Origin of the sequence: Pseudofrankia saprophytica, assembly GCF_000235425.2 — a bacterium.
GTDB lineage: Bacteria > Actinomycetota > Actinomycetes > Frankiales > Frankiaceae > Pseudofrankia > Pseudofrankia saprophytica.
This window is the reverse complement of the sequence record NZ_KI912266.1, coordinates 436,623-448,258: the sequence shown is the minus strand read 5'-3', so window position 1 is coordinate 448,258 and position 11,636 is coordinate 436,623. Positions and strand designations below refer to the sequence as shown.

Annotated in this window: 10 protein-coding genes; 9 read left to right on the top strand and 1 reads right to left on the bottom strand. The window is 70.1% G+C overall.

Translation table 11 applies throughout. From position 1 onward, the window contains the following. The 9 genes from FRCN3DRAFT_RS42180 to FRCN3DRAFT_RS0201895 all read left to right on the top strand — a co-directional run. Positions 1-370 (top strand): molybdopterin dinucleotide binding domain-containing protein (locus tag FRCN3DRAFT_RS42180; protein WP_007514764.1); only part of this gene is annotated, 370 nt, incomplete at its 5' end. After that, on the top strand, positions 367-1,689 hold the full coding sequence (gene nuoH / locus FRCN3DRAFT_RS0201930; RefSeq protein ID WP_007514765.1) for an NADH-quinone oxidoreductase subunit NuoH: 1,323 nt from the start codon (positions 367-369) through the stop codon (positions 1,687-1,689). The genes FRCN3DRAFT_RS42180 and nuoH, both read left to right, overlap by 4 nt. Before the next feature lie 3 nt (positions 1,690-1,692). Beyond that, on the top strand, positions 1,693-2,250 hold the full coding sequence (gene nuoI, locus FRCN3DRAFT_RS0201925) for an NADH-quinone oxidoreductase subunit NuoI (protein WP_007514766.1): 558 nt from the start codon (positions 1,693-1,695) through the stop codon (positions 2,248-2,250). Beyond that, on the top strand, positions 2,250-3,107 hold the full coding sequence (locus FRCN3DRAFT_RS0201920; RefSeq protein ID WP_007514767.1) for an NADH-quinone oxidoreductase subunit J: 858 nt from the start codon (positions 2,250-2,252) through the stop codon (positions 3,105-3,107). The genes nuoI and FRCN3DRAFT_RS0201920 overlap by 1 nt, the downstream gene beginning before the upstream one ends. Continuing rightward, positions 3,104-3,403: an NADH-quinone oxidoreductase subunit NuoK gene (gene nuoK / locus FRCN3DRAFT_RS0201915; protein WP_007514768.1), complete on the top strand. Its 300-nt coding sequence runs from the start codon at positions 3,104-3,106 to the stop codon at positions 3,401-3,403. Before FRCN3DRAFT_RS0201920 ends, nuoK begins: the two co-directional genes overlap by 4 nt. A 293-nt stretch (positions 3,404-3,696) precedes the next feature. After that, the gene (gene nuoL / locus FRCN3DRAFT_RS0201910; protein ID WP_007514769.1) at positions 3,697-5,670 is read left to right on the top strand and encodes an NADH-quinone oxidoreductase subunit L; all 1,974 of its coding nucleotides are present in this window, start codon (positions 3,697-3,699) and stop codon (positions 5,668-5,670) included. A gap of 1 nt (position 5,671) precedes the next feature. After that, positions 5,672-7,231: an NADH-quinone oxidoreductase subunit M gene (locus tag FRCN3DRAFT_RS0201905; RefSeq protein ID WP_007514770.1), complete on the top strand. Its 1,560-nt coding sequence runs from the start codon at positions 5,672-5,674 to the stop codon at positions 7,229-7,231. After that, positions 7,231-8,817: an NADH-quinone oxidoreductase subunit NuoN gene (gene nuoN / locus FRCN3DRAFT_RS0201900; RefSeq protein WP_007514771.1), complete on the top strand. Its 1,587-nt coding sequence runs from the start codon at positions 7,231-7,233 to the stop codon at positions 8,815-8,817. Before FRCN3DRAFT_RS0201905 ends, nuoN begins: the two co-directional genes overlap by 1 nt. A gap of 7 nt (positions 8,818-8,824) precedes the next feature. Beyond that, a complete protein-coding gene (locus FRCN3DRAFT_RS0201895) occupies positions 8,825-9,826 on the top strand; it encodes a polyprenyl synthetase family protein (protein WP_027140165.1) in 1,002 nt (333 codons plus the stop codon). 140 nt (positions 9,827-9,966) lie between these two features. Here the strand turns inward: FRCN3DRAFT_RS0201895 and FRCN3DRAFT_RS0201890 are convergent, their stop codons facing one another. Continuing rightward, entirely contained in the window at positions 9,967-11,589 is a 1,623-nt protein-coding gene (locus FRCN3DRAFT_RS0201890) for a RodZ family helix-turn-helix domain-containing protein (protein ID WP_007514774.1), read from the bottom strand. Positions 11,590-11,636: the final 47 nt, after the last annotated feature.

Sequence of the window (11,636 nt, the reverse complement as noted above, 5' to 3'; positions counted from 1 at the left end):
CCGGGTGCCCGCACCCGCCGCCTCGGCCGCCGCGCCGGTCACCCCGCCCGCGGGGCAGGCGGTGCTCGCGAGCTGGCACCAGCTCATCGACGACGGCGCGCTGCAGGCCGGCGAGCCCTACCTCGCCGGTACCGCCCGCCCGGCCGTGGCGCTGCTCTCGGCGGCGACCGCCGCCGAGACGGGCGTGGCCGCGGGTGGCCCGCTGACCGTCAGCACCGAGCGGGGATCGGTCACGCTCCCGGTGGAGATCGTCGACATGCCCGATCGGGTGGTCTGGGTACCGACCCACTCGCCCGGCTCGCACGTCCGCCGGGCGCTGGCCGGGTCCACCGGCGGCATCGTGAAGATCACGGCCGGAGGTGTGGCATGAGCGGATCGGTTTCCACGGTGCTGCTCGCCGCGGGCAGCACCGGCGCCGACCCCGACCTGAGCAGGTTCGGTTCGGACCCGTTCTGGCTGGTCCTGATCAAGGGCGTGGCGGTCTTCGCCTTCCTCATGATCATGACGCTGTTCGGCATCGTGTTCGAGCGCAAGGTCGTCGCCCGCATGCAGGTTCGGCTCGGCCCGAACCGGCACGGGCCGAAGGGCTGGCTGCAGAGCCTCTTCGACGGCGTCAAGCTGATGCTGAAGGAGGACATCATCCCGGCGCTGGCGGACCGGCCGGTGTTCCTCCTCGCGCCGCTGGTGTCGGTGATCCCGGCGTTGATCGCGTTCGCCGTCATCCCGTTCGGCCCCGAGGTCTCGATCTTCGGTCACCACACCATGCTGCAGCTCGCGGACCTGCCGGTCGGCGTGCTCTACCTGCTGTCGGCGGCGTCGCTCGGGGTGTACGGGCTGATCCTGTCCGGCTGGTCCAGCGGGTCGACGTACCCGCTGCTCGGGTCGCTGCGGTCGGCCGCGCAGATCATCTCCTACGAGATCGCGATGGGCCTGGCGTTCGTCGCGGTGTTCATGTACTCCGGGACGCTGTCGACCTCGGGCATCGTGGAGAGCCAGCACGACTGGTGGTACATCGCGCTGTTCCCGTCGTTCGTGATCTACATGATCTCGATGGTCGGCGAGACGAACCGGACGCCGTTCGACCTTCCCGAGGCCGAGGGCGAGCTGGTCGGTGGCTTCCTCACCGAGTACAGCTCGATCAAGTTCGCGTTCTTCTACCTCGCCGAGTACGTCAACCTGGTCACCGTCTCGGCGGTCATGACGACGCTGTTCCTCGGCGGCTGGCAGCCCCCGCCCATTCCGGGGCTGTCGGGTCTCGACCACGGCTGGGTCCCGCTGATCTGGTTCATCGTCAAGCTGCTGATCGTGATGTTCTTCTTCGTCTGGCTGCGCGGCACGCTGCCCCGGCTGCGCTACGACCAGTTCATGAGCTTCGGCTGGAAGATCCTCATCCCGGTCGGGCTGGTCTGGGTGCTGTTCATCGCGGCGCTGCGGACGATGCGGGACAACAACACCTCGGGCCTGCGTCCCTGGCTGATCGCCGTCGCCGTCATCCTCGGCCTGTTCGTCGTCGCCGAGTTCGCGTTCGGCGGCCGGCGGGGTGCGGACGACGACGAGGACGAGGAAGACGTCGGGCCGCCGAGCCTCGAACGCATCCCGTGGCCCCCGCCCGCTGAGAACGGCGCCGCGAACCCCGCCGCGCCACCCATCGTCGTGCCGGCTGGCCCGCGCCAGCGTCAGGAGAGCTGAACAATGGGCTCCTTCGATTTTTTCAAGGGCTTCGGCCTCACCTTCGGCAACATGTTCCGCAAGCCCGTCACGGAGTCGTACCCGGAGGAGAAGAAGGAGACGGCGCCGCGTTTCCACGGCCGTCACCAGCTCAACCGGCACCCGGACGGGCTGGAGAAGTGCGTCGGCTGCGAGCTGTGCGCGTGGGCCTGCCCGGCGGACGCGATCTACGTCGAGGGCGCCGACAACACCGATGAGGAGCGCTTCTCACCGGGCGAGCGGTACGGCAAGGTCTACCAGATCAACTACCTGCGCTGCATTATGTGCGGGCTGTGCATCGAGGCCTGCCCGACCAGGGCGTTGACCATGACGAACGAGTACGAGCTCGCCGATGACAGCCGGAACGACCTGATCTTCACCAAGGAGCAGCTGCTCGCGCCGCTACGGGAGGGGATGGAGGCAGCGCCCCACCCGATGTACCTCGGTGACAGCGAGACCGACTACTACCGCTGGGACCCGAACACACCGTTGCCCGCCTTCCAGGAGCTGGCGCGCGACGGCGGGTCCGGTTCGGAGCACTGATGGACCCGCACCTTCTCGCCGCGGCGGCGCCGATCACCAGCACCTCGGGTGGTGAGGCGCTGACCTTCTGGATCATCGCTCCGATCGCCGTGCTTGGCGCGCTCGGCATGGTGCTCGCGAAGAACGCCGTGCACGGCGCACTGCTGTTGGTCGCCAACCTGTTCTGTGTGGCGGTCTGTTATCTGCTGCAGGACGCGCCGTTCCTCGGCTTCGTGCAGATCGTGGTCTACACCGGCGCGATCATGGTGTTGTTCCTGTTCGTGCTGATGCTGATCGGCGTCGACTCGACCGAGTCCCTCGTCGAGACGCTGCGCGGGCAGCGGCTGGCGGCGGCCGTGCTCGGCCTCGGCTTCGCGGGCCTGCTCGTCTTCCCGCTAGGGAAGGTCATCAAGGGGCAGCCCGCGGCCGGTGTCGCGGACGTGAACAAGGCCGGCGGTGGCAACATCCACGCCATCGCCCGGCTGTTGTTCACCGACTACGTGTTCGCCTTCGAGGCGGTGTCCGCGCTGCTGGTCATCGCGGCCGTCGGCGCGATGATCCTCAGCCACCGCGAGCGGACCGGGCCGAGGCCGTCGCAGAAGGAGACCCTGCGCAGGCGGTTCGAGAGCGGCGGGGTGCTCACTCCGCTGCCCGGCCCCGGCGTGTACGCGCGGACCGACTCGGCCGACCAGCGGCCGATGCTGCCTGGTGGCTCGAACGGCCTGGTCGGCGGCGCGCCGTCCGAGCTGGCGCCCGGCGGCGACGCGGTCGGCGGCGATGCGCCCGGCGGCGAGGACCCATCCGGCCCGGACGCCACGGGGCCCGGCGCGGCTGACGGTACGGCGCCGGTCGGCGCCGGGAAGGGGAGCGGACTGTGAACCCGGGGAACTACCTGGTGCTGTCCGGGCTGCTGTTCGCGATCGGCGCGGTCGGGGTGCTGGTCAGGCGCAACGCGATCGTCGTGTTCATGTGCGTCGAGCTGATGCTCAACGCCGTGAACCTGTCGCTGGTCACCTTCTCCCGGATCCAGGGCAACCTCGAGGGCCAGGTCATCGCCTTCTTCGTGATGGTGGTGGCCGCTGCCGAGGTCGTCATCGGGCTCGCGATCATCCTGACGATCTTCCGAACGCGCAGGTCGGCGTCGGTCGACGACGTGAACCTGCTGAAGTACTGACGGGCCAAAGGGCGTGCGAAAATGATCCTCTTCGTACGTCCGGCGGCCTTGCCTCTGAGGTGCTGACGGGCCTACGGGCGCGCGGAAGAGATCTTCTCCGCACGCCCGGCGGCCGTTGCCTCTGGAAGTACTGACGGGCCCAGCCCGTCCAGCCGCCCCACAAGTGATCCGGACTAGGCCGACGCAGGCGCGCGACGCGTGCGCGCCGCCGGCTAAGCGAAGAACGGACGAACTGCAGTGAAGCTGGAAGTCCTCGACGGCGTTACGCCGTCGCACCTCGGGACCGGTCCGCGATGACGCCGGAGCTTCCCGCGGCCGCCGAGGGCGGCGCCGTGCACTACGCCGCCGCGAGCGGTGCGTTCTCGCTGACCTGGCTGCTCATCGCGCTGCCGCTGGCCGGCGCCCTGGTGCTGCTGCTCGGCGGGAAGCGCACCGACAGGTTCGGCCACGTGCTCGGCACGCTCGCGGCACTGGCGAGCTTCGTCGTCGGCCTGGTCGTCTTCTTCACTCTCGTCGGCCGGGACGGCTCGGACCGCGCCGTCTCCCAGCATCTGTTCACCTGGATACCGGTGAACGGGTTCCAGGTCGACGCGGGGCTGCTCGTCGACCAGCTCTCGGCCGTCTTCGTCCTGCTGATCACCGGTGTGGGCACGCTGATCCACGTCTACTCGATCGGCTACATGGCCCACGACCCGGGCCGGCGGAAGTTCTTCGCCTACATGAACCTGTTCCTCGCCTCCATGCTGCTGCTGGTGCTGGGGAACAACTTCCTGTCGCTGTACGCCGGTTGGGAGCTCGTCGGCCTCTCCAGCTTCCTGCTCATCAAGTTCTGGGAGTACAAGCCGGCGGCGGCCACCGCGGCGAACAAGGCCTTCTACATGAACCGCGTCGGCGACGTCGGCCTGGCGATCGCGATCATGTTCATGTTCAGCACGCTCGGCTCCACGAGCTATGACCACGTCTTCACCGCCGCCGCGGGCGGCGGCATCGGCCAGGGCACCATCACCGCGATCGCGCTGCTGCTGCTGCTCGGCGCCTGCGGCAAGTCCGGCCAGTTCCCGCTGCAGGCCTGGCTCCCGGACGCCATGGAGGGCCCGACCCCGATCTCCGCGCTCATCCACGCGGCGACGATGGTCACCGCCGGTGTCTACCTGATCGCCCGGTCGGCGCCGATCTTCAACGAGACGCAGGACGCCCGCACGGTCGTCGTCATCATCGGCGCGGTCACCATCCTCATCGGGTGCGTGATCGGCTGCGCCTACGACGACATCAAGAAGGTGCTCGCCTACTCGACGGTCAGCCAGATCGGCTACATGTTCCTCGCCGTCGGGCTCGGGCCGGCCGGCTACGCCCTGGGCATCGCCCACCTGCTCGCGCACGGCTTCTTCAAGGCCGGCCTGTTCCTCGGCTCCGGCTCGGTCATCCACGCGATGGACGACGAGCAGGACATGCGCAGGTACGGCGGCCTGTGGAAGTACATGAAGGTCACCTGGGTGACGTTCGGCCTCGGCTACCTGGCCATCATCGGCTGCCCGCCGTTCTCCGGCTTCTTCACCAAGGACAAGATCATCGAGACGGCGTTCGACAAGGGTGGGACATCGGGCTACATCCTTGGGATCGTCGCCCTGCTCGGCGCCGGGATCACCGCCTTCTACATGACGCGGCTGTTCCTGATGACCTTCCACGGCAAGGCGCGCTGGTCCCACGAGGGTGAGGACGCGAAGCACCCGCACGAGTCGCCCGTCACGATGACCGGCCCGATGATCCTGCTGGCCGTCGGCTCGGTGGCCGCCGGAGCGCTGCTCGTCCTCGGTGGCACCCTGCAGGACTGGCTGGCCCCCGTCGTCGGCGAGCACGGCGAGGCCGACCACACGATCTCGCCGACGGTGCTCACGCTGCTCACCCTGGTCGTCAGCGCCGGCGGCCTGGCCGGCGCCGTCCTGCGCTACCAGCTGCGCCCGGTGGACGCGGTGGCCAAGCCCGACGCCGCGGTCAGCCCGCTCACCGTCGCCGCCCGCCACGACCTGTACGCGAACACCTTCAACGAGGCCGCGTTCATGATCCCGGGCAACTACCTGGTCCGCTTCCTGGTCTGGTTCGACAAGATCATCATCGATGGCCTGGTCGGCGGGACCGCGGCGGCCATCGGTGGCCTGTCCGGCCGGCTACGGCGCACCCAGACCGGCTACGTCCGCACGTACGCACTTTCGATGTTGGGAGGCACGGTCCTCGTGGTCGGTGCCCTTTTGTTGGTGAGGGCGGGCTGACGTGCATAGCGTTCCCTGGCTGACGATCCTGCTGGTCATCCCAGTCGCCGGCGCGATCCTGGTCGCGCTGCTGCCCAAGAGTGCGAGCACGCTGGCCAAGCAGGCCACCCTGTTCCTCACGCTCGTCGAGCTGGTGCTCGCGGTGCTCGCCACCATCGCCTACGAGCCCGACAAGCCCGGCTTCCAGTTCGCCCAGCGGTATGACTGGATCAAGCAGTTCGGCGTGTCCTACTCGGTCGGCGCCGACGGCATCTCGATCGTGCTGATCCTGCTGGCCTCGGTCCTGATGCCGGTCGTGGTGCTGGCCTCCTGGCACGAGTCCGAGCAGGGCAAGCGCGGCGTCGGGGCGTTCTTCTCGCTGCTGCTCGCGCTGCAGGCCGGCATGGTCGGCGTCTTCGCGGCCACCGACGTGTTCCTGTTCTACGTCTTCTTCGAGGCGATGCTCATCCCGATGTACTTCCTCATCGGGAGCTACGGGGCGCCGAAGGAGCAGACGCAGCGCTCGTACGCGGCGGTCAAGTTCCTGCTCTACAGCCTGTTCGGCGGCCTGCTGATGCTCGCCGCGGTCATCGGCCTCTACGTGGTCTCGGTGCACCAGCTCGGGCACGGCACGTTCGACTTCGCCGCGCTGCGCCAGATGCACATCAGCGAGGGCACGCAGAAGTGGCTGTTCCTCGGCTTCTTCATCGCGTTCGCCATCAAGGCTCCGCTGTTCCCGTTCCACACCTGGCTGCCGGACGCGGGCGCCCAGTCGCCCACCGGCGGCGCGGTGCTGCTCGTCGGGGTGCTCGACAAGGTCGGCACCTTCGGCCTGATCCGCTACTGCATCCCGCTGTTCCCGGACGCGGCCGACTACTTCGCCCCGCTGGTGCTCGCGCTCGCGGTGATCGGCATCTTCTACGGCGCGCTGCTCGCGATCGGGCAGCGTGACATGAAGCGGCTGGTGTCGTACACGTCGCTCGCCCACTTCGGCTTCATCGCGCTGGGCTGCTTCGCCTTCACCTCGCAGGCCGGCACCGGCGCGGTGCTCTACATGGTCAACCACGGCCTGTCGACCGGCCTGCTGTTCCTGGTGGTCGGCTTCCTGGTCGCCCGCCGCGGCAGCCGGGACGTCGACGCCTACGGCGGCATGGCGAAGGTCACCCCGGTCCTCGCGGGCGTGTTCCTCGTCGCCGGGCTCTCGTCGCTGGCGCTGCCCGGCCTGAACAGCTTCGTGTCGGAGTTCCTCGTCCTGGTCGGCACGTTCACCGAGTACAAGGCGCTGGCGATCGTCGCGACCTGCGGCATCGTGCTGGCGGCCCTCTACGTGCTGCACCTGTACAAGCGGACGATGACCGGGCCGGTCGTGCACGAGGAGAACAAGCTCGTCGCAGACCTCTCCCTGCGGGAGAAGCTGGTGGTCGCACCGGTGGTCGCGCTCATCGTCGCCCTGGGCGTCTACCCGAAGCCTCTGATCGACATCATCAACCCGACGGTCACGGCCACGTTCTCCGATGTCGGGCACCACGACCCGGCACCGAGCGTCCCGGTGGCCGGTGTGACCACCACCGGAGGCCACTAGTGAGCGCCGCTCCCGTCTTCCTCGGCGCCTCGTCCGCGACGACCATCGCCCCGATCCAGACGCCGCACGTCGAGTACTCCTCGATCAGCCCGCTGCTGATCGTGCTCGGGCTCGCGTTCGCCGGCATCCTGGTCGAGGCGTTCGCGGCGCCCGCGGCCCGCCGGCGGATCCAGCCGCTGCTTGCCTTCGCCGGCTTCGCCGCGGCGTTCATCGCCGTCGTGCTGCTGCACTCCCGCCGCTCCACGCTGGTGTCCGGCGCGCTCGCCATCGACGGCCCGACGCTGTTCCTGGAAGGCACGATCCTGCTGTTCGGCCTGTTCACGGTGCTGCTGGTCGCCGAACGCCGGCTGGACTCCTCGGGCGGTGCCATCGTCGCCTCGGCGGCGGTCACTCCCGGCGCGGCGGGGTCGACCGCGATGCAGACCTCCAAGGAGGTCCAGACCGAGGCCTACCCGCTGCTGGCCTTCTCGGTCTCCGGGATGCTGATGTTCGTCGCCTCGAACAACCTGCTGGTGATGTTCGTCGCGCTGGAGATCCTCTCGCTGCCGCTCTACCTGCTGGCCGGGCTCGCCCGCCGCCGGCGCCTGCTCTCGCAGGAGGCGGCGCTGAAGTACTTCCTGCTCGGCGCGTTCTCGTCGGCGTTCTTCCTGTACGGCCTGGCGATGATCTACGGCTACGCCGGCACCGTGCGCCTCGGCGCCATCGCCGACGCGGCCGGCACCGCGGGCGCGAACGACACCTACCTCTACCTCGGGGTGGGTCTGCTCGCCGTCGGCTTCTTCTTCAAGATCGGCGCGGCGCCGTTCCACTCCTGGACGCCGGACGTCTACCAGGGCTCGCCGACGCCGGTCACCGCCTTCATGGCCGCGGCCACCAAGGTCGCCGCCTTCGGCGGGCTGCTGCGGGTCTTCTACGTCGCCTTCGGCGGGCTGCGGTGGGACTGGCGGCCGGTCGTCTGGGGTGTAGCGATCCTCACCATGGCCATCGGCGCCGTGCTGGCGCTGACCCAGCGCGACATCAAGCGGATGCTGGCCTACTCGGCCATCGCGCACGCCGGCTTCCTGCTCGTCGGGCTGGCGGCCGCGAACACCGACGGCCTGTCCGGCTCGATGTTCTACCTGGTCACCTACGGGTTCACGACGATCGCCGCGTTCGCCGTCGTCTCGCTGGTCCGCACCAGCGACGGCGAGGCCAGCGACCTGTCCCAGTGGCAGGGTCTTGGGCGGACATCGCCATGGCTCGCGGGAATCTTCGCCTTCCTCCTGCTCGCGCTCGCCGGCATCCCGCTCACCAGCGGCTTCACCGGCAAGTTCGCGGTGTTCCAGTCGGCCATCGAGGGGGACGCCACCCCGCTGGTCGTCATCGCGCTGGTGTGCAGCGCGATCGCCGCGTTCTTCTATGTCCGGGTGATCGTGCTGATGTTCTTCTCCGACCCGCCGGCCGACGGCCCGGTCGTGGTCACCCGGCCGAGCCTCACCTACGCCACGGTCGGCGTCGGCGCGCTCGTCACCCTGCTTCTCGGCGTGGCTCCGCAGCCTTTGTTGGACCTCGCCAGTCACGCGGCGGCCTCAGGCTTCGTACGCTGATGGCGGTATGAGCAGAACCGGGCTGGACACGATGGGGATCAGGGCAGACCCTGATCTCGAATCCGCCGTGCGAGCGGGCCTCACCGACGTCGAGCGACTCCTGCGCGAGGCGGTCCGCAGTGAGTTCACGTTCGTCACGGAGGCGTCGCGGCATCTCACCGACGCGGGCGGGAAACGCTTCCGTCCGATGGTGGTGCTGCTCGCGGCGCACTTCGCCGACTCGGCCGCGCCGGAGGTGATCCAGGCCGCGGCCGCCATCGAGCTGACCCACCTGTCGACCCTGTACCACGACGACGTGATGGACGAGGCCCCGCTGCGACGCGGGGCCGCGTCCGCCAACGCCCGGTGGACGAACACGGTGGCGATCCTCGTCGGGGACTACCTGTTCGCTCGGGCCTCGGAGATCACCGCGGACCTCGGCCCCGAGGCGACCAGGATCCTCGCGCAGACGATCGCGACGCTGTGCGAGGGCCAGATCCGCGAGACCGTCGGGCCGATGCCGGACGACGACCCCGTCGAGCACTACCTTCGGGTCGTCACCGGCAAGACCGCGTCGCTGATCGCCGCGTCCGGCCGCTTGGGCGCGATGATGGCCGGCGCCGACCCGGTGACGGCCGACATCATGGCCACCTTCGGGGAGCGCATCGGCGTCGGCTTCCAGCTGTCCGACGACATCATCGACGTCGCCTCCGACAGCGCCGCCTCCGGCAAGACCCCCGGCACCGACCTGCGGGCCGGCGTCCGCACGCTGCCGATGCTGTACGCCCTGCGCGGCCGGGACGCGGGGGCGGACCGGCTGCGCGAGTTGCTGGCCGACGGCTTCGCCTCGGACGCGGCGCTCGGCGAGGCGATCGAGATCCTGCGCGCCCACCCCGGAATGGACGAGGCCCGCGCCCAGCTGAGCTCCTGGGCGTCGAGCGCCCGTGACTGCCTGGCTCCGCTGCCGGAGGGCTCCGCCAAGGCCGCTCTCGAGAGCCTGGCCGACTTCGTCGTCGCACGCACGGGCTAGACCGCGACCACCAGCAGACCGACCATCAGCGCGTCCCAACCGGACCCGGACGCAGGCCGGCCCCGTCCCGCGATGCGGGAACGGGGCCGGCCTGCTTTTCGGGCTCCTCGTCGGCTAGGAGAACCAGTCGACCTTGTCGGCTAGGAGAACCAGCCGATCGTCGCCTTGGTGAAATAGTCGACGTTCTCCAGCGGGTCCAGGGTGACGACCGTGATCGGGTCGACGGGCATCGAGGCCGTGGAGTCGGCCGGGGTGCCCGAGTCGGTCGCGGCCGGGGTGGCCGTGTCCTGCGGCGGGGTGGTCGAAGCCTGGTCGGTCCCCTGCGATGCCGGTGCCTGTGCCGGTGCCTGTGCGGGTGCCTGATCGGTCGGCGCCGCGGCGCTGGGGGCGGTGGTGGGGTCGGTCGTGGCGTCCGGCGGGGGCGCCGTGTCGTCCTGCCCCGGCGAGGCCGTGGGCGACGGGCTTGGCGTGCCGGCTTCGGTCTCGGGGACGGTGCCGATCCCGAACCAGTTGAAGACCGAGCCCTCCGTCGGCGGCTGGTCCGCGGCCGTGGTGGCCGGAGTGCCGGTCGTCGGGTCGGGCGCGGACACGTCTCGCGGGGTGAGCGGGATGATCGGAACCCCGCCGCTACCGAGCCCGTCCGTCGGGTACGAGGAGTCCGTGGAGGTGTCCACGGTCGGGTCGTACGTGCCGTCGTATGTCGGGGCGAGGGCCTCGAGCGTCGGGTCGTACCCGGCCGCGGCGTCGAGGTAGCCGTCACCGGCGTCCGAGGAGTCGGACTGGTTGGGCACGAGCGGTATCACCGGCACCGCTGGTGTAAGGCCCGGCGTGATCGGCGACGAGGCACTCGCCGCGGACGAGTCGGCCCCGGAGCCGGACGACTGGACGGCTGGGAACTGGCCCGTCGACGTGCCGCCACCCGGCCCGGCCGGAATGGTCAGCGGTCCGGTGTCCGTGGCGAGCACCGCGCTGCCCACGAGCGCGGACAGACCGGCGAGCGAGGCCGTGCTCGCGATGGCGAGCTTCGCCCTGGCGCTGCCAGGCCGCCCGAGAGGCGCCCGGTGCGCTCCCGGAGCCCGTTGCTGTGCGCCTTCACTCTTCTCGCCTTTTGCCCGGGTGCTGCCGCCGCCCGGCGCGCCTCGCCTGCCGGGGGTACGCGTCTCCTGGTCGGCCCCGGTGTCGAAGGCCCTGGTGTCGGTGCCCCGCGCCGAGCGAGCGGCCGGGGTGGCGGCGACGAACGTCGTGCCCAGTGGAACGGCCGGGATGACCAGTGCGTCGTCGTAGGACGACCCGTCATCGAGGACCGCGTAGTCGGTGTCGTCCGCGTACTCGCTGTCGGCGGCGTAGCCACCGTCAGCGTTCGGGTAGCCGTAGCCGTAACCATCGGCATAGGCCTGGCCGCCCGGCGGGTAGCCGTGGCCGCCCGAGTAGTCGGGGCGGCCGTGGCCGGCGGGGTCCGGGTGGCTCCGATAGCCCTCGTAGCTGTGCCCGTAACCGCCGCCCTGTGGCTCGGCGGCGCGGTCGCGGCGCGCGGAGGTACTGAGCGAGATCGGGCCGGTCACCGTGTCGAGCTCGCCGGGCGGAAGCACCGCCGGGCGCGGTGGAACCGACGCCTGGAAGGTCGGCTGGGGTGGCACGCCCCTGGAGGCGAGGCCGTGCCCGCGAGCGAATGGCCAGCCCGCGGGCTCCTCGGCCGGTGGGTAGGCCAGGTGGGCGTCCTGGGTGCCGGCCCAGCTCTGCTGACCGGCGGTGTAGTTAGCCACGTCGCGCTCCAGTGGGCGTCAGCGCGCCGACGAGCACCAGATGGCAC